Genomic DNA, 25371 nt, shown 5'->3' with positions numbered 1-25371 from the left:
CCGTGAGGGGCCCTGTCACACGATGAGCAGTACTTCCAACCCGTCGACGCATCACACGTCCACGATCGGCTCGATCGGAGCACCGAGCCGACGCAACACCGAGCTCGCGCTGCTGGTGTTCGCCGTGGTCATCCCGGTGTTCGCCTACGCCAACGTCGGCCTGGCCATGAACGACTCGGTGCCGCCCGGGCTGCTGAGCTACGGTCTCGGCCTCGGCCTGCTCGCGGGCGTCGGCCATCTCGTCGTGCGGAAGTTCGCGCCGTACGCGGACCCGCTGCTGCTGCCGCTGGCCACGCTGCTCAACGGCATCGGGTTGGTGGTGGTGTGGCGCCTGGACCAGTCGCAGCGACTGCAGCAGAGCCCCAACTTCTTCGAGGCCGCTCCTCGCCAGCTGCTGAACTCCGCGCTGGGCGTCGCCCTGTTCGTGGTCGTGCTGATCTTCCTCAAGGACCACCGCGTCCTGCAGCGCTACACCTACATCTCCATGGTCGCAGCGGTGATCCTGCTGCTCCTCCCGCTGGTCCCGGGCCTCGGCGTGAACGTCTTCGGCGCGAGGATCTGGATCAAGATTCCCGGCCTCGGCACCATCCAGCCCGGTGAGTTCGCGAAAATCGCCCTGGCGGTCTTCTTCGCCGGCTATCTCATGGTGAAACGCGACGCCCTGGCCCTGGCCAGCCGCCGCTTCATGGGGCTCTACCTGCCCCGCGGGCGGGACCTCGGCCCGATCGTCGTCATCTGGGCGCTCTCCATCCTGATCCTGATCTTCGAGACCGACCTGGGTACCTCGCTGCTGTTCTTCGGCATGTTCGTGATCATGCTGTACGTCGCCACCGAGCGGACCAGCTGGATCGTGTTCGGTCTGCTGATGTCCGCGGCCGGCGCCGTCGGTGTCGCCTCCTTCGAGTCGCACGTCCAGCAGCGCGTCCAGGCCTGGCTCGACCCGATGCGCGAGTACGAGCTGAGCCAGCAGGGCGTCCTGGGCCACACCGAGCAGTCGATGCAGGCCCTGTGGGCCTTCGGCTCCGGTGGCACCCTCGGTACCGGACTCGGTCAGGGCAACTCCGACCTCATCGGCTTCGCCGCCAACTCCGACTTCATCCTCGCCACCTTCGGCGAGGAGCTGGGCCTGGCCGGTGTGATGGCGATCCTGCTGATGTACGGCCTGATCGTGGAGCGCGGCGTCCGTACGGCGCTCGCGGCCCGTGACCCGTTCGGCAAGCTCCTCGCCGTCGGCCTGTCCGGCGCCTTCGCCCTTCAGGTCTTCGTCGTCGCCGGCGGCGTCATGGGCCTGATCCCGCTGACCGGTATGACGATGCCCTTCCTGGCGTACGGCGGTTCCTCCGTCATCGCCAACTGGGCCCTCATCGGCATCCTGATCAGGATCAGCGACACCGCCCGCCGCCCCGCGCCGGCCCCCGCGCCCAACCCCGACGCCGAGATGACCCAGGTGGTCCGACCGTGAACAAGCCCCTGCGCCGGATCGCGATCTTCTGCGGACTCCTCGTCCTCGCGCTGCTCATCCGCGACAACTGGATCCAGTACGTCCAGGCCGACTCGCTGAAGAAGGACACGAAGAACCGCCGTGTCGCCATAGCGCGCTATGCCACACCGCGCGGCGACATCATCGTCGACGGCAACCCGATCACCGGGTCCACGAAGACGAGCGGCGACGACTTCAACGACTTCGAGTACAAGCGCACGTACAAGGACGGCGCGATGTGGGCCCCCGTCACGGGCTACGCCTCGCAGGCCTTCGGCGCCACGCAGCTGGAGAGCATCGAGGACGGCATCCTCACCGGCAACGACGACCGGCTCTTCTTCCGCCGCACCCTCGACATGATCACCGGCAAGAAGCAGGAGGGCGGCAATGTCGTCACCACGCTCAACGCCGCCGCGCAGAAGGCCGCGTACAACGGTCTGCTGAAGCAGGGCAAGGGTGCCGTCGCCGCGATCGACCCCGAGACCGGCGCGATCCTGGCGCTGGCCTCCACCCCCTCGTACGACCCGTCGTCGTTCGCCGGGAACTCCACCAAGGTCGACGGCAAGGCCTGGACCAAGCTGCAGAAGAAGAACAACCCAGACGACCCGATGCAGAACCGGGCACTGCGCGAGATCTACCCGCCCGGGTCGACCTTCAAGGTGGTCACGGCCGCGGCGGCGCTGGAGCACGGCATCGTCGACAGCGCCGACGAGAAGACCGACTCGCCACTGCCGTACACCCTGCCGGACAGCACCACCGAGCTGAAGAACGAGGGGAACATCCCCTGCAAGGACGCGACGCTGCGCGAGGCGCTGCGCGTCTCCTGCAACACCGTCTTCGGCAAGCTGGGCGTCGATGTCGGCAAGGAGGACATGCTGGAGACGGCCAAGAAGTTCGGCTTCAACGAGGAGCAGTTCATCCCGATCCGCTCCAGCGCCTCCAACTTCCCCGAGAAGATGGACAGGCCGCAGACCGCGCTCAGCTCGATCGGCCAGTTCGAGACGGCCACGACGCCGCTGCAGATGGCCATGGTGGCCTCGGCCATCGCCAACGACGGCACGCTCATGAAGCCGTACATGGTCGACAAGCTCCAGGCGCCCGGCCTCGACGTCATCGAGCAGACCGAGCCCTCCGAGATGAGCGAGCCGCTGTCCGAGAAGAACGCCCAGATCCTTCAGTCGATGATGGAGACGGTCGTCAAGGAGGGCACCGGCACCAAGGGCCAGATCAACGAGGACGGCGTCACCGTCGGCGGCAAGACCGGTACCGCCCAGCGTGGTGTCGACAACAGCGAGAACCCGTACGCCTGGTTCATCTCGTACGCGAAGCTCGACGACGGCAGCTCACCGGTCGCCGTCGCCGTGGTCGTCGAGGACGAGAGCGCCAACCGTGACGACATCTCCGGCGGCGGTCTCGCGGCACCGATTGCGAAGGACGTGATGAAGGCAGTCATCGACAGCAAGAAGTGACCCCGCTCACGTCCCCTTCACATCGGTGCACGTTGCGATACCGGTCCTGTATCGGGTGACGGTTGTGGCCAGGTCAGTCAAGGCGAGCCGGGTACGGTATGCCCGGACAGCACACCGCCGGACCACACGTGGTGTGGTCAGGACCGTCGGAGAGGGCTGGTAGGTAGCTATGGAAGAGCCGCGTCGCCTCGGCGGCCGGTACGAGCTGGGCCACGTGCTCGGCCGTGGTGGCATGGCGGAGGTACACCTCGCCCATGACACCCGGCTCGGCCGCACGGTGGCGGTGAAGACGCTGCGAGCGGACCTCGCGCGCGATCCGTCATTCCAGGCCCGGTTCCGCCGGGAGGCCCAGTCGGCCGCCTCGCTCAACCATCCCGCGATCGTCGCCGTGTACGACACGGGTGAGGACTACATCGAGGGCATCTCCATCCCGTACATCGTGATGGAGTACGTCGACGGGTCCACGCTGAGAGAGCTGCTGCACTCCGGGCGCAAGCTGCTGCCCGAGCGCGCCATGGAGATGACCATCGGCATCCTCCAGGCGCTCGAGTACTCGCACCGCAACGGAATCGTCCACCGCGACATCAAGCCGGCGAACGTCATGCTGACGCGCAACGGCCAGGTCAAGGTCATGGACTTCGGCATCGCCCGCGCCATGGGCGACTCCGGCATGACGATGACGCAGACCGCGGCGGTCATAGGAACCGCGCAGTACCTGTCCCCGGAGCAGGCGAAGGGCGAGCAGGTCGACGCCCGTTCCGACCTGTACTCGGCGGGCTGTCTGCTGTACGAGCTCCTGACGGTCCGCCCGCCGTTCATCGGGGACTCCCCGGTCGCGGTCGCGTACCAGCACGTGCGTGAGGAGCCGCAGGCGCCCAGCGTCTTCGACCCCGAGATCACGCCCGAGATGGACGCCATCGTCCTGAAGGCGCTCACCAAGGACCCGGACTACCGCTACCAGTCCGCCGACGAGATGCGCGTGGACATCGAGGCCTGCCTCGACGGCCAGCCCGTCGCGGCCACGGCGGCCATGGGCTCCGTGGGCTACGGCGGCTACCCGGACGACCGGCCCACCACCGCTCTGCGCTCCACGGACGCGCAGGCCACGTCCATGCTGCCTCCGATGAACCCGGACGACGGCGGCTTCGGCTACGACGACCGGGCCGGGCGCCGACGCCAGCAGAAGAAGAGCAACACCTCAACAATCCTGCTGGTCGTCGCGGGTCTGCTCGTGCTGGTCGGCGCGATCCTCATCGGCAAGTGGGCGTTCACCGGGCAGGGCGGGTCGGGCGACGACTCGTTCCCGGCGCCGAACTTCGTGAACCAGACCCAGTCCGAGGCCGAGAAGCTGGCGACCAACCGCGAGCTGGAGCTGAAGATCGACTCCAAGCCCTGCGAGGACACCCCGAAGAACAGCGTCTGCGCCCAGAACCCGGGGGCGGAGACGCAGGTCAAGAAGGGCGACACGATCACACTGACCGTGTCGACCGGGGCGCCGAAGGTCGCGGTACCGAACGTCATCGACGACACGGTCAAGGACGCCACGGAGAAGCTCGAGGACGAGAAGTACGGCTTCACGGTCAAGACGGAGTCCAAGGAGTCCAGCGAGACGCCCGGCACGGTCCTCGAACAGGACCCGACGGCGGGCGACGAGGTGGAGAAGGGCTCCACGATCACCCTCACCGTCGCCAAGGAGAAGAAGCAGTCCACCGTTCCGGACGTCAGCGGCCTGAGCTGTGACGACGCCAAGGCGCGGATGGAGCAGAACGACCTCACGGGCAACTGCACCGATGTGGAGACCGACGACGACAACCTCGTCGGCAAGGTCATCGCCACATCGCCCACTGCCAACTCCCCGGCGGACCCGGGCTCCACGGTGACCATCCAGATCGGCAAGGCGGCTGAGGAAGAGGAAGAGCAGTTCGCCATGCCGAAGGTGACCCAGATGACCCTCGCCCAGGCCAAGCAGGTTCTCGCGCAGAACCAGCTCCAGCTCGGCAACATCCAGGGGTCGCAGGACGACAACGCCATCGTCCTCGCCAGCAACCCGCAGGAGGGCCAGCAGGTGAAGGCCGGGGACAGGGTCAACCTCGGAACGATCGACGCCGGGCAGCAGAACAACGGCGGCAACGGCAACGGCGGCCTCTTCGGAGGCGCCAACGGGGCGGCCTTCCGCGAGGAGGACTGACCCGGATACGGCGGGCGGCCGGTAGGCCGCTGGTCAACGTCAATGGGGGCCCGTACTGCTCGGTCGAGCAGTACGGGCCCCCATTTGCATGGTCCTGCGAGGTCCGGTGCGGGATCGCGCCCCTACCGCGGAGTGCGGGGCTGTGTCGTATGTGCGGCCCTGCCGCTCGGGCGCGACCGGCACACAACCCGCGGGTCCTCACCGCGACGGCCGGGCAGGATCGCTCAGCGCAGCTCCGGCGGCGGGGTCCGCTCGTCGTTCACTTTCTCCACCCGGTCGAGCTCGCCCCACACGACGTACCGGTAGCGGGACGTGTAGACGGGCGTGCAGGTCGTGAGCGTGATGTAGCGGCCGGCCTTCTTCCTGCCCGACTCCTTGGGGACCGGCGCGAGGACCTTGACGTTGAACTTCGACGTCTCGGGAAGGGTCGCGTAGACCTTGTAGACGTACCAGTCGTCCTTGGTCTCGAAGACGATCGCGTCGCCCTTCTTGAGCTTGTCGATGTTGTGGAACTTGGCGCCGTGGCCGTCGCGGTGGGCGGCCAGCGAGAAGTTGCCCTTCTTGTCCTGCGGGAGGGCGGACTTGACGGGGTCGGTGTAGTAGCCGGCGATGCCGTTGTTGAGGGACTTCGTGGAGGTGCCCTTCTTGACCAGCACCTCGCCGTTCTTCATCGCCGGGACGTGCAGGAAGCCGATGCCGTCCTTGGTGTCCAGACCGACCGGGCCGCGGTCCTCCGCCCAGTGGTCGCGCACCTTGTCGCCCTGCTTGTCGGCCTCGCGGTCCGCCACGACGTTCGTCCACCACAGCGAGTAGGCGACGAACAGGCCGAGGATCAGACCCGCCGTGATGAGGAGTTCACCGAAGACGCTGACGGCCGCCGCGATCCGGCCGCCGCCACGGCGCCGCGGCGCGGGCGAGGACGCCCGGGCGTCCGTGTGCTCTTCGTGGTCGGTCGTCGCTGCCACTGCGTTGCCCCGTCTGGTCTCTCAGGAATCTTGGAATGTCGTGATGCTCGGGATGTTCTGGCGCTCAGGATGAAGCTTGGGACGTTGTGAAGCTTGGAATGTCGTGAAGCGTGGGGTCGTTGGTCGTCGCCCGGGTGTCTCAGTCGACGAGCGCGTCCGGTTTGCCCTTGTCGCGTGATCGTTCCTCGACCATCGTGCCCCAGACGATCATCCGGTACTTGCTGGTGAATTCCGGGGTGCAGGTGGTGAGAGTGATGTAGCGGCCCGCCTTGGTGAAGCCGGCACCCTTGGGGATCGCGTCCAGGACAGCCGTGTTGCTCGGCGACGTCACTGGCAGGATCGACGCCATCTTGTACACGAAGTACTTGTTCTGCGTCTCCACGACGATCGGGTCGCCCGGCTTCAGGCGATTGATGTACCGGAACGGTTCGCCATGGGTGTTGCGATGCCCGGCAAGACCGAAGTTGCCCGTCCTGGCGTCCGGCATCGCCGTCTTCACGCCCTCCTCGGCGTAGTGGCCGACCATGCCGCGGTCCAGCACCCGCTTCTTGTCGGTGCCCTCGGCTATCGGCACGACCACGTCGAGCTTCGGGATGTGCAGGAGGGCGAAGCCCTGGCCCGGCTCGAACACCCCGGGGTTCCCCTTGCCCTTGGCCCAGTCGTCCTGGAGGCTGCTCGCCTCGTTGCCCGCCTGCGCGTGCGCCCGGACGTTCGTCCACCACAGCTGGTACGTCACGAACAGCAGCATGAGTACGCCGGTGGTGATGAACACCTCGCCGATCGCCCGGCTGGCCATCACGGCCGCGCCCGGCTTCCGTGCCCGCGCCGCGCGCCGCGCCTCCATCCGGGAGAGAGGCGCTCCGGCCGCCGCCCCGCTCTCCTGGGCCTCCTGCCCCTCATGCGCACCACCACCGGCCCCACCATGCCGCCCATGGCGCCTGGAGGCCTTGCGACGGGCCGCACGACCGCCAACCGGGACTCCCGCGCCGCCCGCGGCCCCTGTGGGCGGTACGGCGCCCCCAGCGGGCCCGGCGGCAGGCGTCGGTGTCCCCGGTATGGACTCGACGACATCCGCTATCCGCAGCCCGACCGTCTCGTCGTCGACGAGAGGAGGCTCGTACGGAGCGGAGTAGGCCGCGGCAGGGGCACTCGGCGGGCGCATCGGGCCGGTCGAGCTCAGCGGGCCTGTGGAGCTCAGGGAGCCGGTCTGATTCAGGGGATCGGGCTGGGCGTATGCCCCGTCGTACGACGTCTGCGGCGCCCCTCCATAAGAGGGTCGCTGCTCCTGCCCGTACGGGCGCTGCGGCGGCTCGTACGGCCTCTGGGCCTCGTACGGCTGCTGCGGCTGCGGCTGCGGTCCGGCATACGACGACGGTTGCCCCGGTTCGGCGTACCCGTGCGTGGGGTCCGTGTGGGCGCGGCGTATCGGCTCCGCGTACGAGGAGGCGGTCTGCCCGGCGCTCCAGTCCCGCGGATACCCCTGGGGGTCGTACCACTCCTGCTCGGGCGCCGCGGGCGGCCGCTGCCCCGGCAGGGGGTCGCTGAGCGGGTCGGCGAGCCCGTCGACGGCGGCTCGCATCGCACCGCTCGGCCGGGCATCGACATTGGGCGCCCCGAAGTCACGGTCCGGCTCGAAGGCACCCGGCGCCTCGAACGCCTCAGCGCCCCCGTACAAGGCGTCCTCGCCGTACGGGGCGGCACTGTCGCGCTCGGGGCGCAGGGCGGTCACGCCGTGGCCCTGCCCACCACCGGGGCGAGCCCGACCGATCTGGCGACGGCTCCCTGGTCCCCGCACTCCACCAGCCAGTTGGCCAGCATGCGGTGACCGTGCTCGGTCAGCACGGACTCGGGGTGGAACTGCACACCCTCGACCAGGAGTTCACGGTGCCTGAGCCCCATGATGATTCCGTCGTGCGTACGGGCCGTGACCTCCAGCTCGACAGGGACGGTCTTCGGCTCGGCGGCCAGCGAGTGGTAGCGGGTGGCGGTGAAGGGCGACGGAAGCCCCGCGAACACCCCCCTGCCCTCGTGCTCGACGAGCGATGTCTTGCCGTGCAGCAGCTCGGGGGCGCGGTCCACCACGCCGCCGTACGCCACCTGCATCGACTGCATCCCGAGGCAGACCCCGAAGACGGGGATGCCGGTCTCGGCGCAGTGCCGGACCATGTCGACGCAGACGCCGGCCTCTTCGGGCGTGCCGGGGCCGGGCGACAGCAGTACGCCGTCGAAGCCGTCCTGTGCGTGCAGCGCCGACACCTCGTCGTTGCGCAGGACCTCGCACTGGGCGCCCAGCTGATACAGGTACTGGACCAGGTTGAAGACGAAGCTGTCGTAATTGTCGACGACGAGAATCCGCGCGCTCACTGGTTGTCCACCGTCACATCGTTGAAGGGCAGCAGCGGTTCGGCCCACGGGAAGACGTACTGGAAGAGCACGTAGACCGCCGCGAGGACCAGCACCAGGGAGATCAGTGCCTTGATCCACGTGTTCCCCGGCAGATGCCGCCAGATAAAGCCGTACATGCCGTCCCTTCCGTCGCGCCACGGCACCAGACTCACGCCGTACCAGACCAGACTAACGGCGTAGGGCCTCCGGTTTCCCAGCCTCTACAGGCTGGGTCGAGTCAAGATGTGCCCAGACGATCAGCCGGTGGCTGTGGCCCCATTCCGGCTCACAGGTCGTCAGCGTCAGATAGCGGCCCGCACGCGTGTACCCCGACTTCTTCGGTACGGGGTCAATGACCGCTATGTCACTGGGCAATGTTTTGTAGGGCTTTGTATCGATGCGATACGTGAACCAGGTCGTCCCGTCGGTGAGCACCACCGAGTCACCCGGCCGCAGCCTGGGGAAATCCTTGAACGGGTCCCCGTACGTGCGCCGGTGGCCGGCGACGGCGAAGTTCCCCGGTTGTCCGAGCTGCGCGGTGCTCGCGTAGTGGCCGAGACCCTTCTTGAGGGTGCCCGTCTTCGTGCCTTCGAGCACGGGCTTGTTCCACGTGAAACCAAGCCGCGGGATGTACATCACAGCGAAGGGCTTGCCGTCCTTGTACGGCGCCGGGTCCTCGGGGCTCGCTCCGGAGCTCGTTCCGGTGCTGTTGCCGGGAGCGCCCGTCGCCGTGGACCTCGGCTCCTTGGGCCCGGCCGCCACGGAACCCTTCGACCACTGCTCCTGGAGCTGCGCGATCTGATCGTCCATCGCGGTGTCGGCTTTCACACCCGTCCAGAACAGCACGTACACCACGAAGAGCACGATGACGGTGCCTACGGTGATGCACAGCTCGCTGAACGTCCTGACGACCACTCGCACCGACACAAGGTCCCCCAGCGGCAGCGGCTCCACTACTCCATGGGCTCTTACCCCACGGGCTGCTACTCCACAGGCTTCGCGTAGTGGAGATCCACTGTGCCCGAGTAGCCGGGAAGAGTCACGGTCCCGTCCTCGTCGACTTTCCAGCCGAGTCCGTAGACGTTGACGTACACCATGTAGTTCTGGATCGCCTTGGACGCCGAGAGGGCCTTCTGGAGCTTCTCCGGGTCACCGACCGCCTGGATCTTGTACGGGGGCGAGTAGACGCGGCCCTGGAGGATCAGGGTGTTTCCCACGCAGCGGACGGCGGAGGTGGAGATCAGCCGCTGGTCCATGACCTTGATGCCCTTGGCGCCGCCCTGCCACAGGGCGTTCACCACGGCCTGGAGGTCCTGCTGGTGGATGACCAGGTAGTCGGGCTGCGGCTCGGGGTAGCCGGGGAGCTTGGCGGTGGCGTTCGGGGGCGCGTCGTCGAGGGTGACCGTGAGTGCCTCGCCCTTGAGCTTCTGGGTGCCCGCGTTCTTCTCCAGGGCGGCGAGTTTGGCCTCCTCCGCCTTCGTACTGCCGTTGTCCCGCTCGGCGAGCGACTCGACGTCCTCACGCAGCGATCCGTTGCTCTCGTCGAGCTGCCCGTTCTTGTGACTGCGCTCCTGAATCAGGTCGGAGAGCTTCAGCAGCGAGGCGTCCGTACGGATATTGGTGCCCTTGGCCGTGTTGAAGCTGGTGAAGAAGATCAGCCCGGCCAGGGCGAAAACGGCTACGGTCAGCACACGCACCGGCCGGAAACGCCGGATTGTGCCAGGGCTGGAACCTGGCTGGGGAGAGTCGGCAGAATTGCTCAACGTACCCTTATCTCCTTCGGCGCCGCGGAAGCACTACGCTAACGGACGCCCGGGGGAGCGCTAAGAGTCCCCTTGTACGCTGCCCCGGAGCCAGCCCACGTTCCCTGCGCGGCCACGCAGCGCATCGACAGGAGAGACCCTCGTGCCGAAGTCACGTATCCGCAAGAAGGCCGACTACACGCCGCCCCCGGCGAAGCAGGCGACCAACATCAAGCTGAACAGTCGTGCCTGGGTCGCCCCGGTCATGCTGGCCATGTTCCTCATCGGCCTCGCCTGGATCGTCGTGTTCTACGTGACGGACGGTTCACTGCCGGTCGACGCGTTGGGCAACTGGAACATCGTGGTGGGCTTCGGCTTCATCGCGGCGGGATTCGGCGTTTCCACGCAGTGGAAGTAACGCGGCCATAAGGTGTCGGGAGCCTGTACCAGGGCTTCTCCAAGCCTGTGCCCGCAAGCCGTGGCCCAAGTTGTCCACTGAGTTATCCACAAGGGTTTCCACAGTGTGGATAGGTCTGAAGATCTGTGGATAACCCATCCGGTGTTGACGCCGGTGTGACTGACCTACCGGTATCCGCAAGTGCGTTCGCCCCCTGTCCCGCCTGGGGAAACCCAGGTCAGGGACAGGGGGCACACTTGTTCCCACACAGCATGCACAAGATCCGCCACGGTCTGTGGACAACGTGGGCTCACGCGGGATTCTCAGGCGGGTCAAGCTTGCCTCTCGGACGGGCTGAGCGGCTCGACTCGGGTGGGCTTGGCTGATCGGCTCAGGTGAGCTGGCCGGTCCTCACGAGTGTCATGACCACAACCGCGAGCAGCACCAGTCCGCACACGCCGTACTGGATCAGCGCGCGCCGCTCGCGGGGCGCGTGCACCATGGCATAGCCGATCACCACACCGCCGACGAGGCCGCCGATGTGGGCCTCCCAGGCGATGTTGCTCCACCCGAAGGTGAAGATCAGGTTGATCACCAGCAGGGCGATCACCGGGCGCATGTCGTAGTTGAGCCGCCGCATGAGGATGGCGGTCGCGCCGAACAGGCCGAAGATCGCTCCGGATGCGCCGAGCGACGGCTGGTTCGGTTCGGCGATCAGATACGTGAGCGCACTGCCGGCGAGGCCGGACACCGCGTACAGGGCGATATAGCGGGCGCGGCCGAGAGCCTGCTCCAGAGGGCCGCCGATCCACCACAGGCTGAGCATGTTGAAGGCGATGTGGATATAGCTGCCGTGCAGGAACATCGCCGTGACCAGCCGGTACCACTGTCCCTCCGCGACACCCTCGACGGTTCCGAGGATCGGCACAAAAGCGCGGCCGATGAGGTCGAAGCTGTCGGTGAAGCGGTCGCCCACGGAGAGCTGGACCAGGAAGACGGCGAGATTGAGCCCGACGAGGATCTTGGTGATCAGCCGGGGATCCGAGGTGACCGTGCCGCCGGCGAGGGTGCGGGGCTGGGCGGCGTTGGGGGCATGGCCCGTCCCGGAACCGGTCCGCACGCATTCCGGGCACTGGAAGCCGACCGAGGCGCTGATCATGCACTCGGGGCAGATGGGTCGCTCGCAGCGCGTGCAGCGGATGCCGGTCTCCCGGTCCGGGTGCCGGTAACAGGTGGGCAGGCTCGCGGCACCCTGTGGTTCCTGCGGGCTGCCTGGCGCCTGGTCCATCGGGATCCCCTCATCCTCTGTACGCATTTGGTACGCAACGCACCGCCCCGCTCATCCTTACGGATGGGCGGGGCGTTTGGTTCCCTGCGGGAGGCCTCTCTCGGTTTCCTCCGAGGGGCCTGGATTCCCTCCGGGGCCTCGGTTCAGCGGGTCTCGATGACGACCGACTCGATGACCACGTCGCTGACCGGGCGGTCGGTGCGCGGGTTGGTCTGCGCGGAGGCGATGGCGTCCACGACCTTCTGGCTGGCCCCGTCGCTCACCTCGCCGAAGATGGTGTGCTTCCGGGTCAGCCAGGCCGTCGGGGAGACGGTGATGAAGAACTGGGAGCCGTTGGTGCCCGGGCCGGCGTTCGCCATGGCCAGCAGGTACGGCTTGTCGAAGCCGAGGTCCGGGTGGAACTCGTCCTCGAACTCGTAGCCGGGACCGCCGGTGCCGTTGCCCAGCGGGTCACCGCCCTGGATCATGAATCCGCTGATCACCCGGTGGAAGACCGTGCCGTCGTAGAGCTTGTCCGTGGACTTCGCACCCGTGGCCGGGTTGGTCCACTCACGCTCGCCCTTGGCGAGCTCGACGAAGTTCCGGACCGTCTTGGGCGCGTGGTTCGGCAGGAGCCGCACTTCGATGTCGCCGTGATTGGTCTTCAGGGTGGCGTAAAGCTGCTCAGCCACGATCTGCCTTCCGTTGTCCTTTGTGACTCCCCGATCCTCGCACGGACCGCGCCGCCAGTCCTCCGTCACCGCCGCTCCCGACCGCTTCAACCGCTTCGTACCAAAGCGGCGCACAGTCCATGGATCCGTGACATTGTCGTGGCAAGCTCCCGTTGCACCGTATTGATCAGTTATTGCCCCGAGTACGCCCGGAGTCGGCTCTCATGACCCGGATGCCCGCCCTCGCATGCCCCGGAGCTCTCCGGCAGGCATGATCCGGATAAGGGTGGAAAGGTGAACTGTGACTTGCTGGGGGATGGCCCCAAGCCCCCATGTACGCCACCGAGGAGGAGGATCCCGTGACCCGCAAGGACAGCGTGCGCGCAGCGGCCGAGTCGGCAAAGGACAGCGTGCGGCACGCCGCGGAAGTGGTGGCGCCCTACGCCGACACGACCAGGGACCGCGCCACGCAGTACGCGCACGAAGCACGCGTCAAGCTCGCGCCGAAGGTGTCGGCCGCAGCTCTCCAGGCCGCTGAACAGGCACGCACGCAGTACGACGCCCATCTCGCCCCGCGTCTTGAGCAGGCGCGGACACATGTGCCGCCGAAGGTCGACCAGGCGGCCCACGAGGCAGCCGTCCGTACCCGCAAGGCCGCGCGGCAGGCGGCGGACTACTCCCGGCCGAGGATCGAGCAGGCCAGGGTCGCGGCCGGCCCCGTTCGCGAGGAGGCCACGTCCCGCAGTGTGGCGGCACTGGCGGCGCTGCGCGGTCAGGTCTCGGCCAAGCAGGTCGAGAAGCTGGTCCGTAAGCAGGAGCGGCGGGCCAGGGTCGGCCGCCTCGCCAAGGGTCTCGCCGTGCTGGGCATCCTGGCCGGTGGCGCCTTCGCCGCCTGGAAGTGGTGGGACAAGCAGGCCAACCCCGACTGGCTGGTCGAACCGCCCGCCGCCACGGAGGTCCCGGAGGGCGGCCACCTGACCGCGGTCGACGGCAGCGGTCAGGACGACCTCGACCCCGAGGTCCAGGCCAAGCAGGCCGAGGCGGAAGCTGCGGAGCACAAGGACCGCGGCTGACCCGGCCGTAGGACATCACGCCGTAGGACTTCACATCGTGGGGGCAGGAGGCCCGGTGCCTCCTGCCCCCACGATGTTTCACGTGGAACCAGCCCCGTTCCCGTTTCACGTGAAACCGGCCTTACGTGGAGCCGGGCTTACGTGGAGCCGGGTGCGGTGCGGCGCGGGCGCCTGCGTTCCGGCAGAGGCTTGCGCTTGCGTGTACGGCGGGGGGCTTCCGCCGAACCTCCGACCACCGGTGCGGTCGGAGTCGAAGAGGCGGGGGCCGTGGCCGTGAGGGCCGTGAGAGCTCTGATGCGGTCGGTGAAGTCGGGGTCGGGGAGGGGAAGGTCCAGGTCGTCGTCCACATAGGCGACGGCAGCGGGCACGTAGTGCAGGACGGCGTTGACCGGTTCGGGCACGGGCGAGTCATCCGGCTTGAGCGCGCGGAGGATGCGCAGCGTGGTGGTGATCTCGACCTCGACTCCGGCCTCCGCGTCGGCCACGGCGTCGGTCTGGCTGTGCTGGGTGTGCCACCAGTCGGCTGCTCCGTGCTCGCCCAGGGCCCGGTGGTGCAGATAGAGGCAGTAACTGGCGGCCGGGTCGCCGGCCCCGGCGGCGTACTGCCACCAGAATCGGGCTGACTCCTCGCGCTCGGAGAGCTGCAGCATGCACCCCAGAACGCGGGCCCCGGACGGTTCGGGCAGTGCCCGGGCGAGAAAGATCCGGAGGTCGGCGAGGGCTCCGGTGTGGGTGATCACGGTCTCGCAGAGGGTCTGGAGATCGTCGGCGGCGGAGCTCTCGTCCACCGATCCCTCGCGGGCCTGTCCTCTGTCTGGAGAGCGTTCGTCGGCGAGGGCCTCGTCGGCCGCCTTCCTCTCGCCCGGGTTCTTGCCGAGGACGCTCTCACCTACCGGATCTGCATCAGTCGGCTCCGAGGCGTTGTGGGTGTGACGCGTGGGGCAGCGGCGTTCCCCTGGTGTGTCCCGTCGCGCCGATGCCCGGGCGGCGACTCGGGCGGCGCCCGCCTCGATGTCGGCCGCGGTGTAGGGCTCGCGGCGCAGCCTGGCGCGGGCGAGCAGCTCGTCAATGTGCGATGTCATCGGCATGCCCTTCCTCGCTCTCGCTCCGCGCGAAGCCATCGCATTCGCCCTCGCCCTGTGCGGCGCTCTCATGCCGCGGGGCCTCAAGTCGCCTCTTGACCCCGTACGCGTGCTCCAGCCGTCGCCTGGCGTGGCGGACGGTGGAGCGTACGCCGGCCGGGGTGATCCCGAGTGCGGCCGCCACCTCCTCCACGGTGAAGCCCTGGCCGAACTGCAGGAGCATGACGTCCATCTGACGTGGCGGCAGTTGTCCGATCGCCTCGTAGAGACTGAGGCTCTCCTCGAACTGGCCTATGGGGTCGACCGCCTGGCTGAGCGCCACCGTCTCGAAGGCGGCCTCGCCTATCAGCGCCGGACGGCGGTCCCGGGCCCTGGAGAAGTCGATGGTGGTGTGCCTGAGCACGCGCCAGGCGTACGCGGTCGGATTCTCCTTGGTCAGGACAGTGGACCAGGCCCTGAGCAACTTCTCGAAGGCCGCGTCGACGGCCTCCTCGGCATCGGCCCTGCTGCCCAGCCGGATCTCCGCCCAGTGCACGTAGATCGGCCGGTACATCCGGTGGAATGCCTCGAAATCCAGCGGCAGTTTCCTCACCGGCCGTGCGCCGGTCGCGGCTCGGGGAAGTTCCTGACTCACGGCTGTCCCTCCGTACCGCTCTCTCGCCGCATCTCGCTGATACCGGCCCGAACGCCGGCCGCGGCCACACGGCGCAGCAGACCGAGCACGTCACGGCCGAACACCCGCAGGGCGAGCACCGCCAGGATCACATCGTCGGCAACGTCCAGATTCACGTGCGGTTTTGCCTCTCCTTACAGAAGGCGAGGCCTCGTGACGTTTCTGGCGGCCTCGGAAGGGCGCCTGTTTTACGCCCTCCGTTCACGATGACGTTTGCAACGGGCCAGGCGTGCAACACCCGCACAGACTTTCTTAACGGAGCGCAGTCTTCTGATTACGTACCTTCGTTCACAGCAGCTCACGCAAGCCTTCACGACTTCTACGCGCCACCCCCACGCCACCTCGGCCACCTGCACGGCGACCACCGCACCCCGGAACCGGGCCCCTCTTTGCGCAAACGATTGCAAACATCGCAACTCTCCTCTTGTGACGCACGTCACCGCGCACACCCCCTGTGGCGCTCCGGCGCACAAGGGGAGCAGGGGCAGCGAGCTTGACGAGGCCACGTCACCACAGGACAGACGGGCAATTCCCGGCCGCCTCACACCGGTTGATGACCCCGCACCGGCGTGGAACCGCCCCTCAAGGACCGGAAGCCGAATGGCTCGACGGGCGAGGGCAGGCGGTGCTCATGCCGCCACCGCGAGACGGCCCGGACACCCCAGGAGTCCCCCGGGACACAGATCCCCGCCTCCCCGCCCGCACGCCCCACGACGCAAGAAAACCCCCTCTGACCTGCTAATAAGCAGATCGGAGGGGGTTCTTCGTGTGGAGCCTAGGGGAGTCGAACCCCTGACATCTGCCATGCAAAGACAGCGCTCTACCAACTGAGCTAAGGCCCCGGAAGGGAGGCATCTGCCAGAAGGATCCCCTTCTGAGCAGCGCCGCAGACCAGAGTACCGGGTCACCCCGGGTATCCCGCAAAAAGATTGGGGGTCCCCGCGAACGACCACTCTCCGTAAGATGCTCGACGTGGTTCGCTACAGCGAACCACGGTACTTGGGGAAGCGATGGGGAGACGCGAATGGACGCCGCACAGCAGGAAGCAACCGCAAGAGCCCGGGAGCTGCAGCGGAACTGGTACGGGGAGCCGTTGGGGGCGCTCTTCCGTAGGCTCATAGATGATCTGGGGCTCAATCAGGCACGCCTCGCCGGAGTGCTCGGCCTGTCGGCGCCCATGCTCTCGCAGCTGATGAGCGGCCAGCGCGCCAAGATCGGGAACCCTGCGGTGGTCCAGCGCGTACAACTGCTGCAGGACCTCGCGGGGCAGGTGGCGGACGGCAGTGTGAGCGCTGCCGAGGCCACCGAGCGCATGGACGAGATCAAGAAGTCGCAAGGGGGCTCGGTGCTCAGCAACACCACGCAGTCGACGACCAGTTCGGGGGGTGCGCCCACGGTCAAGCGTGTGGTGCGCGAGATCCAGTCACTGCTGCGTTCGGTCGCTGCCGCGGGGGACATCATCGAGGCGGCCGACACTCTCGCCCCGACCCACCCGGAGCTGGCAGAGTTCCTCCGGGTGTACGGAGCCGGCCGCACCTCGGACGCGGTCGCCCATTACCAGTCCCACCAGAGCTGAGCACACCGCCCGGCCGCCGAACACCCGGTAGCCGCAGTCCTGTTGGGCCTGCCGGTCACCGGAGGCCAGGCAGCCGGGCACCTCGGAAGGGCCGCCGTACCGACCGCCGAAGGGGGAGCGACGCACGACCATGGGTGAGGTCTTCGCCGGCCGGTACGAACTGGTCGACCCGATCGGACGCGGGGGAGTCGGTGCCGTCTGGCGCGCCTGGGACCACCGGCGGCGCCGGTATGTGGCCGCCAAGGTGCTCCAGCAGAGCGACGCGCACTCGCTGCTGCGCTTCGTGCGGGAGCAGGCACTGCGGATCGACCACCCCAATGTGCTCGCGCCCGCCAGCTGGGCCGCCGACGACGACAAGGTCCTGTTCACCATGGACCTCGTCGGCGGCGGTTCGCTGGTCCACCTGATCGGGGACTACGGTCCCCTGCCGCCGGCGTTCGTCTGCACCCTGCTCGACCAGCTGCTGGCAGGGCTCGCCGCGGTGCACGCGGAGGGGGTCGTGCACCGGGACATCAAGCCCGCCAACATTCTCCTTGAAGCGACCGGAACGGGCCGTCCGCGACTGCGGCTGTCCGACTTCGGCATCTCGATGCGGCTGGGCGAGCCCCGCCTGACGGAGACCAACTACGTGGTGGGGACGCCCGGTTACTTCGCGCCAGAGCAGCTGCTCGGCGCGGAGCCCGACTTCCCCGCCGACCTCTTCGCGGTGGGCCTGGTCGCCCTCTATCTCCTGGAGGGCGCCAAGCCCGATGCCAAGGCGCTGGTCGACCACTTCACGGCCCACGGCACACCGGGTGCCCCGAAGGGGATTCCCGAGCCGCTGTGGCAGATCGTGGCCTCTCTGCTCCAACCGGACCCACAGGCGCGGTTCCGCACCTCCACGGGGGCACGGAAGGCGCTCGCCGCGGCCAGGGAGCTCCTCCCTGAGCCCGGCCCCGACGACGAGCTGATCGAGATCTTCGACCAACTCGGCCCGCTTCCGGCCGAGTTCGGCCCTCAGGGCCCTCTGACGACCACGGCCGCGTCCGGGGGCGCCCAGGCTCTCGACACCGCGCCTCAGCGGCAGGGCCCGGGCACCGCGACGCCGTCGCAGCAGTCCGGTGTCGCGTCTCCGGGCGCTCGGACAGCCACGGAGGGCCGTGCGGCGCAATCCGCGGGCACCACTCCGTCCGAGGCCCCCGCGGGAGCCGTATCCCCGCAGCCGAGCACGCCTCCCGAAGCCTTCCCCGGTGGAGTGTCTCCAGACGCCCACACAGATACGGCCTGGCCCCAGACACGCACGGGTGCCGTCCCGCCGATGCCTCCCCCCGGCGCTGTTCCTCCCCACCCCCGCAGCAGCGCCGTACCGTCCAGTCCCACCCCCGGCGACGTACCACCACCGCCCTCGACCTCGCCCGTCCCCCCTCAGTCCCCCGCGGTGTCGGACACCGGAGGCTTCCCCATGCCGCCCCCGCCTCCGCTCCGGACCAGCACCTCTCCCGTACAGCGGCACCAACCCCAGCCCGAGGCCCAGCCCCGCTCTCAGCCACACCCCCACCCACAGGCACAGGCGCAACCACAGCCCGAGCAGCCCCCCACTCCCCCCACGTCGCTCGCGCGCCCGAACCCCGCCTACTCCCCGTCGCTGCCGTACGACCCCACTCACGTGCTCTCCCCCCAGGCACCGCACCTCTCGGCCGCTCACCCCTCGGCCACGACCCCCGTGTCGCCGCCCCAGCCGCACGAATTCGCCTCTACTGCTTCATACACCGCTCAAGACGTTCGGGTTCCACCTCAGCCGCAGCCCGTTGCGCGGCATCGCGCCAGGCGGGCGCAACGACGGCCGGGGCCGCCCGCGATGGTGGCGGTTCCGGTGCTCCTGATCGCGCTGGCCTGCTTCGCGGTCGGGTTCTGGGCGCTGACGCAGATCTGAGCCGGACCGGGAAACACCCGTGGCGGCCGCACCACGAACCACCGTGACAGCCGGGCCGCGAACCACCCACGGACTACGTCGACTACCTGCCAGGCCGGCTACCTGCCAGGCCGGCTACCTACCAGGCTCGCGGCGGCCCGTACTCCCGCGACCGCGCGTCCGGCCCCCCAACGAACGGCACAGGCGCTGACCCCTCTCCGGGACCACCGCCGAGCGACCCCGCTCCGGCCGCCCCCGCTCCGGCCACCGCCACCCGCCTCCGTGCGACCACGGTCCACATGACGAGTCCCAGCACGAGCACGGTCCCCGCGCCGATCCCGCCTACGGCCACCGCCTTCATCGCGGTGTTCCCGTCCGGTCCCCCGTCGCCGCCGGTCGCCGCAGCGCCGTTCGACGCCGCGGCCTTGTCCCCCGCGGTCACGTCAAACACGTCGGGCGGCGCGGCGGTCCCGTCGTACACCGCCGGTGCCCCGGCCGTACCGCTCACCCGCACACGCAGGGTCAGGTCGAACGGCCCGTCGCCGAACTTGTCGGCCATCTCCGCACCGAGGTGCACAGCCAGGTAGTACCAGCCCGCGAACCGCATGCCGCTCACCTGGTCGTCGACGTCGTACCGGTTCTCGTAGGCGACCGGGGGCAGCGGCTCCAGCGTGGCCGACTTCGCCCTGCCGTCGTACCCGGTGCCGGCGTCGTCCACCAACGCGCGCACCGGGTTGTAGAGCGACAGACCGAGGGCGTTGCCCAGGAACCCGTCGCCGCTCGCGGAGCCCAGTTCGGCCGTGGCGTAGATCTGTTGCCCCCAGTCGACGGGAACGCGGTAGAAGAGCGTCTGCCCGGCCTGGATCCCGTCCTTCCAGACGCCCTGTTCCAGGGAACGCGCCTCGTTGAAGCTCGTACCACCCCTACGAGTCCTGGCGACGCCGTCGACCGCTTGAGGCGAGGCGGAGTCCCACGCCTCGGGGGCAGCCGTCGAAGCGGCCTTCTTCAGCGCGGGCTCCGACACGTACCGAAGCTCCAGCTCCCAGTCGTCCGGCGAGGACCCGGCACCGCTGATGCGCTCGACGAGCACGGAGTACGCTCCCGCGCTCTTGCAGGTGTACGTGCCGGGGCCGGTCCTGCGCGAGGCCCAGGCGGTGATCGGCCGTGGGCTCTCGGTGGGCCCGAACCTGGCGGCACCGGCGTCTCCGGAGAAGCACTTGTTGCCATTGGGGTCCTGCAGGGACACCTTGATGCCGTCCGAGTACACGGCCTTCGTCCCCGCCTTGGGGACGGCGGTGACCGACACATAGGCCGTGGAGACGGCGTCGAGCCGCAGCCCGTAGTAGAGCTTCCCCTTGTCGCCGACGGAGCTCCGATAGGTCGTGCCGGGTGTCAGCCGTACGGCATCAGTGGGTGCCGTCGCGCCCTCGACCTGCTCGGCGCCGGCGGCGAAGCGGTACGGAGGGGGAGTGCCGGCCGCCGTCGCCTGTCCCGCCGGGGCCACGGCCGAGAACAGCGCCGCCGCTCCGGCCAGGACCGTACGGCCGCGCCACCGTGCCGTGCGCCGCCCCATCACGCGCCACCCCTCGCCGTAGCACCGGATCGTCAGTCACCGGGCGTCCGCGGACCGGTGTCGGCGCTGTCCCGACGCAGTCCCGGACGTCCGTGAAGCCTCGACCATCCTGCCCCTCCGGCCGCCGCGCCACCCCCTGTTCGGCCACGCAAGCGCTTCCTGTGACGTCCACGACGCTCTTGCCCCGGACCTGCTCCGGCCCGCTCCGGCAACACAAAACCCCGACCGCGAGGCGGCCGGGGTCTGTACTGAGACTGTCGTCGATACTCACGAACCCGTGGGCACGGAGTCAGTCGCCTCCGTCCACAGATCCTGCTCGGCGCGATCCGCCTGGATCTGGCGGTACACGAGGAGCCCGCCGATGGCGGCCAGTGCGACCAGGAGAAGCTTCTTCACCGCGCGACCTCGTCTTTCCTTGGCGTAGGGGACTTCTGCCGCCCGACTATACACACCGGCCGATACCGATCGGTGACCTGCGTCGGCCGCCAACTCCCGCACGGCACACACCAGTAGAACCGGACGACGGCCCTCCCTTCGGAACGTGAACAGTCACCACACACTGTGACTTTTGCTGCCTTTCCTCGCTTTTCTTGCTTCTTGGGTCCATCCGGGTGGTGTTCATCCGAAGATCGACGCGCCACGGGCGCAGGTCCACCACTTCCCGACCGCCATACACATCATGAGGAAAGTACGCAAATCGCCCAACCTGAAAGTGAGGGGCCATGGCCAAGATCAGGGTCATGAAGCTGTGGAACGCGGTCGTCACCGCCTTCATCGCACTGTGCACGACGCTCGGACTCGTCACGACGGCGAGCGCGGCCACACCGGTACAGCAGCCGGAGAGCCCGCGCAACAGCACCGCGACCGTGACGCTCCCGACGACGGCCGCCTGGGCGTGGGCATACTCCCGCTCCCTGCCCCCCACCATGAAGCAACGCATCCGCGCCGAGGCCCACGGCTCCTCGCCGAGCTGCCGCCACCGCGCGCCTGCGGACACGGACGAGGCCTCCGACGAGGAGGAGCCCGCGGCGGACTCCGCCGCCCCTTGCACCGACCGGACGTAGGCCGAGCGCCGACGAACAGGCCCCTACGTAGACCCTCTTCACGTAAATCAGCCTCTACGTAGACCTCGTTCTACGTCGCTCGATTACCTTTCACACACCTCACGTCCGGGGCGAACTTGCGTACACACCGGGCACACGACAAGACCCCCAACCAGGACTGGTTGGGGGTCTTCGCAGTGTGGGGCTAACAGGATTTGAACCTGTGGCCTCATCCTTATCAGGGATGCGCTCTAACCAACTGAGCTATAGCCCCGCCGCGCTCTGCGGTGTATGTCCCGCGCGCTGACCTCTGAAGATTAGCGCACGACGGGGTCAGTCCCAAAATCGGTATCCGAGCCCCGCTCCAGCCTGCCCGGACAGCGTGACAACGCGTCCCTGGACAGCATGAGAGCGCATCCCCGACAAGGGATGCGCTCCAAGCAGGAAGCGGTTACGACAACGTTTTACTCATCCTCGGCGAGCGTCAGCTCGATACCGCCGACGAAGCCCGCGGAGAGGTTGTAGATGAACGCTCCGAGGGTGGCGAGCGCGGTGGCGAGGACGACGTCGATGACCGCGATGATCGACGTGAAGATGAGCACCCGCGGCAGCGACAGGAAGGACTGCAGGTCGAAGCCGTTGGACTCGTTCGAGCCGGTGGCCTCGGAGATCGTGCCGCCCACCGTGGAGAAGACGCCCATCGCGTCCATGACCATCCACAGGACCGCGGCCGCGACGATCGTGCAGATGCCGAGCGCGATGGAGAGCAGGAAGCTGACCTTCATCACCGACCACGGGTCGGCCTTGGCGACCCGCAGACGCGCCTTGCGCGTGCGCGGAGTCGTACGGGCCCCGGTGCGCGGCCTGCGGACAGCGCCGGTGGCCGTCTGCTGTGCCGGGTACGCCTGCGGCGGGTGATACGGCTGAGCGGTCTGCTGCGGCTGCCGTTCCCCCGGCAGCGGCGATCCCGGAGGCGGCGGTGCCGCCGCGCCGGCGGGCGGCGCGTGGCCCACGGAAGGCGCGTGGCCCGCCGGAGCCGCCGGGCCCGGGGCTGGTCCCGGCCCCGGGGAAGGCGCCGGGCCCGGAGGCACCGGCGAGCCTGGGGCCGCGCCCGCCGCGTACTGCGGCGTCTGCGGGCCTCTGGTGTCCGTCACAGTTCCCCCCTGGGATCCATGAGAGTCATGGGAGTCAGTCGCCTCCGTGGCGGGGCCACGGCCGCCGTCCTTTTCCGTACCGGTAGAACCGGCGCCCGTGGCTCCGCTCACGATGACTCACTCCTCGCGCTACTCGTCCGAGGACTGATCGCCCTCGTCCGTGCCGGCGACCGTCTCGACCTCGTCCGAGTCGTCGACCACCCCGTCGACTTCCTCGGCCTCGCGACCGGCCTCGGCGTTTCGAGCGATACCGACGACGGCATCGCGCTTGCCCAGGTTGATCAGTTGGACGCCCATGGTGTCACGGCCCGTCTCCCTGACCTCGTTGACTCGCGTACGAATCACACCGCCCGACAGCGTGATGGCGAGGATCTCGTCGGTCCCCTCGACCACCAGCGCGCCGACGAGCGAACCGCGGTCCTCGACGATCTTGGCGGCCTTGATACCCAGGCCACCGCGACCCTGGACGCGGTACTCGTCAACAGCGGTCCGCTTCGCGTACCCGCCGTCTGTGGCAGTGAACACGAACGTACCGGGTCGAACAACATTCATCGAGAGCAGCTGGTCTCCCTCACGGAAGCTCATGCCCTTTACGCCCGAGGTCGCACGGCCCATGGGACGCAATGCGTCATCCGTCGCCGTGAACCTGATCGATTGGGCCTTCCTGCTGATCAGAAGCAGATCATCCTCTGCCGAAACGAGCTCGGCACCGATCAGTTCGTCGTCGGAACCGTCCTCCGTTTCACGGAGGTTGATCGCGATGACGCCGCCCGAACGCGGTGAATCGTAATCCTTCAAGGGCGTCTTCTTCACAAGTCCGCCCTTCGTGGCCAGCACCAGATAGGGCGCCGCCTCGTAGTCGCGGATCGCGAGGATCTCGGCGATCGCCTCGTCCGGCTGGAACGCCAGCAGGTTGGCGACGTGCTGTCCACGCGCGTCACGTCCGGCGTCCGGGAGTTCGTACGCCTTCGCGCGGTAGACGCGGCCCTTGTTGGTGAAGAAAAGGAGCCAGTGGTGCGTCGTCGACACGAAGAAGTGGTCGACGATGTCGTCTTCCTTGAGCTTCGTGCCGCGTACGCCCTTGCCGCCGCGCTTCTGGGAGCGGTAGTCGTCCGTCTTGGTGCGCTTCACATAGCCGCCGCGCGAGATGGTGACGACGATGTCCTCTTCGGCGATCAGGTCCTCCATGGACATGTCGCCGTCGAAGGGGACCAGCTTGGACCGGCGGTCGTCGCCGAACTTCTCGACGATCGCGGCCAGTTCCTCGCTGATGATGCCGCGCTGACGCACGGGCGAGGCCAGGATCGCGTTGTACTCGCGGATCTTCGCCTGGAGCTCGTCGTGCTCCGAGACGATCTTCTGGCGCTCCAGAGCGGCCAGCCGGCGCAGCTGCATCTCGAGGATCGCGTTGGCCTGGATCTCGTCGATCTCCAGGAGGCCCATGAGGCCCTCTCGCGCGATCTCCACGGTGTCACTGCGCCGGATCAGGGCGATGACCTCGTCGATGGCGTCCAGGGCCTTCAGGAGGCCACGCAGGATGTGCGCGCGCTCCTCGGCCTTGCGCAGCCTGAAGCGCGTACGCCGGACGATGACCTCGACCTGGTGCGCCACCCAGTGGCGGATGAACGCGTCGAGCGACAGCGTGCGCGGCACGCCGTCGACCAGCGCCAGCATGTTCGCGCCGAAGTTCGTCTGCAGGTCGGTGTGCTTGTAGAGGTTGTTCAGCACGACCTTGGCGACCGCGTCCCGCTTCAGGACGATGACGAGGCGCTGGCCCGTACGGGACGAGGTCTCGTCGCGGACGTCCGCGATGCCGCCGACCTTGCCGTCCTTCACCAGGTCGGCGATCTTCTGCGCGAGGTTGTCGGGGTTGACCTGGTAGGGGAGTTCGGTGACCACCAGGCACTGGCGGTTCTGGATCTCCTCGACGTCGACGACCGCGCGCATCGTGATGGAGCCACGGCCCGTGCGGTACGCCTCCTCGATGCCCTTACGACCCACCACAAGGGCGCCGCTCGGGAAATCGGGGCCCTTGATGCGCTCGATCAGGGCGTCCAGGAGCTCCTCGTGCGAGGCCTCCGGGTTCTCCAGGTACCACTGGGCACCGGAGGCGACCTCGCGCAGGTTGTGCGGCGGGATGTTGGTCGCCATGCCGACCGCGATGCCCGCCGAGCCGTTGATCAGCAGGTTCGGGAAGCGCGCCGGCAGAACCGTCGGCTCCTGGTTGCGGCCGTCGTAGTTGTCCGTGAAGTCGACGGTCTCCTCGTCGATGTCGCGGACCATCTCCATGGACAGCGGCTTCAGCTTGCACTCGGTGTACCGCATGGCGGCGGCCGGGTCGTTGCCGGGAGAGCCGAAGTTGCCGTTGGAGTCCACCAGCGGCATCCGCATCGACCACGGCTGCGCGAGACGGACCAGCGCGTCGTAGATCGAGGAGTCGCCGTGCGGGTGGTAGGTGCCCATGACGTCGCCGACGACGCGGGCGCACTTGTAGAAGCCCTTCTCGGGCCGGTAGCCGCCGTCGTACATCGCGTACAGGACGCGGCGGTGGACGGGCTTGAGACCGTCCCGTACGTCCGGCAGCGCGCGCGACACGATGACGGACATCGCGTAGTCGAGATACGAGCGCTGCATCTCGGTCTCGAGCCCGACGGGCTCGACGCGCAGCGCGATCTCGCCCTCTTCAGGGACGATCGGACCGGTGGGGGAAAGCGGTGTCTCGTCGGTCATTGCTGGTGAAGA

At 68.3% G+C, this 25371-nt stretch carries 23 protein-coding genes and 2 tRNA genes; 8 read left to right on the top strand and 17 right to left on the bottom strand.

Features of this window, described 5'->3' with window-relative positions; genetic code table 11:
* Positions 1-22: 22 nt before the first annotated feature.
* The 3 genes from JEQ17_RS23640 (at position 23) to pknB (ending at position 5137) form a co-directional block, all read left to right on the top strand.
* Positions 23-1462: an FtsW/RodA/SpoVE family cell cycle protein gene (locus JEQ17_RS23640; RefSeq protein ID WP_200397082.1), complete on the top strand. Its 1440-nt coding sequence runs from the start codon at positions 23-25 to the stop codon at positions 1460-1462.
* Entirely contained in the window at positions 1459-2949 is a 1491-nt protein-coding gene (locus JEQ17_RS23635) for a peptidoglycan D,D-transpeptidase FtsI family protein (protein WP_200397081.1), read from the top strand. The genes JEQ17_RS23640 and JEQ17_RS23635 overlap by 4 nt, the downstream gene beginning before the upstream one ends.
* A gap of 169 nt (positions 2950-3118) precedes the next feature.
* A complete protein-coding gene (gene pknB, locus JEQ17_RS23630) occupies positions 3119-5137 on the top strand; it encodes a Stk1 family PASTA domain-containing Ser/Thr kinase (protein WP_200397080.1) in 2019 nt (672 codons plus the stop codon).
* Between the two features lie 224 nt (positions 5138-5361).
* Here the strand turns inward: pknB and JEQ17_RS23625 are convergent, their stop codons facing one another.
* From JEQ17_RS23625 to JEQ17_RS23600, 6 genes are all read right to left on the bottom strand, one after another.
* Positions 5362-6102, bottom strand: coding sequence for a class E sortase (locus JEQ17_RS23625; protein WP_200397079.1), 741 nt, complete (start codon positions 6100-6102; stop codon positions 5362-5364).
* Positions 6103-6241: 139 nt separating this feature from the next.
* Positions 6242-7528: a class E sortase gene (locus tag JEQ17_RS23620; protein WP_234048764.1), complete on the bottom strand. Its 1287-nt coding sequence runs from the start codon at positions 7526-7528 to the stop codon at positions 6242-6244.
* A gap of 299 nt (positions 7529-7827) precedes the next feature.
* Positions 7828-8466, bottom strand: a complete 639-nt coding sequence (locus JEQ17_RS23615; RefSeq protein WP_200397078.1) for an aminodeoxychorismate/anthranilate synthase component II — start codon at positions 8464-8466, stop codon at positions 7828-7830.
* Entirely contained in the window at positions 8463-8660 is a 198-nt protein-coding gene (locus tag JEQ17_RS23610) for a hypothetical protein (protein WP_186001365.1), read from the bottom strand. The genes JEQ17_RS23615 and JEQ17_RS23610 overlap by 4 nt, the downstream gene beginning before the upstream one ends.
* 16 nt (positions 8661-8676) lie before the next feature.
* The gene (locus JEQ17_RS23605; RefSeq protein ID WP_200397077.1) at positions 8677-9408 is read right to left on the bottom strand and encodes a class E sortase; all 732 of its coding nucleotides are present in this window, start codon (positions 9406-9408) and stop codon (positions 8677-8679) included.
* A gap of 62 nt (positions 9409-9470) precedes the next feature.
* Positions 9471-10250, bottom strand: a complete 780-nt coding sequence (locus JEQ17_RS23600) for a DUF881 domain-containing protein (protein ID WP_200397076.1) — start codon at positions 10248-10250, stop codon at positions 9471-9473.
* Between the two features lie 142 nt (positions 10251-10392).
* Between JEQ17_RS23600 and crgA the strand changes: the two genes are divergently transcribed.
* Positions 10393-10647 (top strand): cell division protein CrgA, encoded by a 255-nt coding sequence (gene crgA, locus JEQ17_RS23595; protein ID WP_189841500.1) that lies wholly within the window; start codon positions 10393-10395, stop codon positions 10645-10647.
* A gap of 370 nt (positions 10648-11017) precedes the next feature.
* Here the strand turns inward: crgA and JEQ17_RS23590 are convergent, their stop codons facing one another.
* Both JEQ17_RS23590 and JEQ17_RS23585 read right to left on the bottom strand, forming a co-directional pair.
* Positions 11018-11914: a rhomboid family intramembrane serine protease gene (locus JEQ17_RS23590; RefSeq protein ID WP_200397075.1), complete on the bottom strand. Its 897-nt coding sequence runs from the start codon at positions 11912-11914 to the stop codon at positions 11018-11020.
* A gap of 143 nt (positions 11915-12057) precedes the next feature.
* Complete coding sequence (locus JEQ17_RS23585) at positions 12058-12585, bottom strand: peptidylprolyl isomerase (RefSeq protein WP_143641373.1); 528 nt, start codon at positions 12583-12585, stop codon at positions 12058-12060.
* 338 nt (positions 12586-12923) lie between these two features.
* Here JEQ17_RS23585 and JEQ17_RS23580 point away from each other — a divergent pair, with 338 nt between their 5' ends.
* Entirely contained in the window at positions 12924-13637 is a 714-nt protein-coding gene (locus JEQ17_RS23580; protein WP_200397074.1) for a DUF5324 family protein, read from the top strand.
* Between the two features lie 137 nt (positions 13638-13774).
* Here the strand turns inward: JEQ17_RS23580 and JEQ17_RS23575 are convergent, their stop codons facing one another.
* The 4 genes from JEQ17_RS23575 to JEQ17_RS23560 all read right to left on the bottom strand — a co-directional run bounded on the left by JEQ17_RS23575 (position 13775) and on the right by JEQ17_RS23560 (position 16234).
* Positions 13775-14719, bottom strand: coding sequence for a hypothetical protein (locus tag JEQ17_RS23575; RefSeq protein ID WP_200397073.1), 945 nt, complete (start codon positions 14717-14719; stop codon positions 13775-13777).
* Positions 14703-15353 (bottom strand): sigma-70 family RNA polymerase sigma factor, encoded by a 651-nt coding sequence (locus tag JEQ17_RS23570; RefSeq protein ID WP_325176277.1) that lies wholly within the window; start codon positions 15351-15353, stop codon positions 14703-14705. The genes JEQ17_RS23575 and JEQ17_RS23570 overlap by 17 nt, the downstream gene beginning before the upstream one ends.
* On the bottom strand, positions 15350-15508 hold the full coding sequence (locus tag JEQ17_RS23565; protein ID WP_200397072.1) for a hypothetical protein: 159 nt from the start codon (positions 15506-15508) through the stop codon (positions 15350-15352). The genes JEQ17_RS23570 and JEQ17_RS23565 overlap by 4 nt, the downstream gene beginning before the upstream one ends.
* Positions 15509-16161: 653 nt before the next feature.
* Positions 16162-16234, bottom strand: a tRNA-Ala gene (locus tag JEQ17_RS23560).
* A gap of 182 nt (positions 16235-16416) precedes the next feature.
* On the opposite strand from JEQ17_RS23560, the gene JEQ17_RS23555 reads away from it, so the two are divergent.
* The gene (locus JEQ17_RS23555; protein ID WP_055613072.1) at positions 16417-16968 is read left to right on the top strand and encodes a helix-turn-helix domain-containing protein; all 552 of its coding nucleotides are present in this window, start codon (positions 16417-16419) and stop codon (positions 16966-16968) included.
* A gap of 130 nt (positions 16969-17098) precedes the next feature.
* The gene (locus JEQ17_RS23550; RefSeq protein WP_200397071.1) at positions 17099-18880 is read left to right on the top strand and encodes a protein kinase domain-containing protein; all 1782 of its coding nucleotides are present in this window, start codon (positions 17099-17101) and stop codon (positions 18878-18880) included.
* A gap of 118 nt (positions 18881-18998) precedes the next feature.
* Here JEQ17_RS23550 and JEQ17_RS23545 read toward each other — a convergent pair whose 3' ends face one another.
* Complete coding sequence (locus JEQ17_RS23545; protein WP_200397070.1) at positions 18999-20432, bottom strand: hypothetical protein; 1434 nt, start codon at positions 20430-20432, stop codon at positions 18999-19001.
* Positions 20433-20699: 267 nt separating this feature from the next.
* Entirely contained in the window at positions 20700-20828 is a 129-nt protein-coding gene (locus tag JEQ17_RS50135) for a DLW-39 family protein (RefSeq protein ID WP_003999697.1), read from the bottom strand.
* 326 nt (positions 20829-21154) lie between these two features.
* Here JEQ17_RS50135 and JEQ17_RS23535 point away from each other — a divergent pair, with 326 nt between their 5' ends.
* Positions 21155-21496 (top strand): DUF6344 domain-containing protein, encoded by a 342-nt coding sequence (locus tag JEQ17_RS23535; protein ID WP_200397069.1) that lies wholly within the window; start codon positions 21155-21157, stop codon positions 21494-21496.
* A gap of 179 nt (positions 21497-21675) precedes the next feature.
* Here JEQ17_RS23535 and JEQ17_RS23530 read toward each other — a convergent pair.
* From JEQ17_RS23530 to gyrA, 3 genes are all read right to left on the bottom strand, one after another.
* A tRNA-Ile gene (locus JEQ17_RS23530) sits at positions 21676-21749 on the bottom strand.
* A gap of 190 nt (positions 21750-21939) precedes the next feature.
* On the bottom strand, positions 21940-22740 hold the full coding sequence (locus JEQ17_RS23525) for a DUF3566 domain-containing protein (RefSeq protein ID WP_200397068.1): 801 nt from the start codon (positions 22738-22740) through the stop codon (positions 21940-21942).
* Between the two features lie 18 nt (positions 22741-22758).
* Positions 22759-25359 (bottom strand): DNA gyrase subunit A, encoded by a 2601-nt coding sequence (gyrA, locus tag JEQ17_RS23520; protein ID WP_200397067.1) that lies wholly within the window; start codon positions 25357-25359, stop codon positions 22759-22761.
* Positions 25360-25371 lie beyond the last annotated feature (12 nt).

The organism is Streptomyces liliifuscus (assembly GCF_016598615.1).
GTDB lineage: Bacteria > Actinomycetota > Actinomycetes > Streptomycetales > Streptomycetaceae > Streptomyces > Streptomyces liliifuscus.
This window is presented reverse-complemented; position numbering and strand designations above follow the sequence as displayed.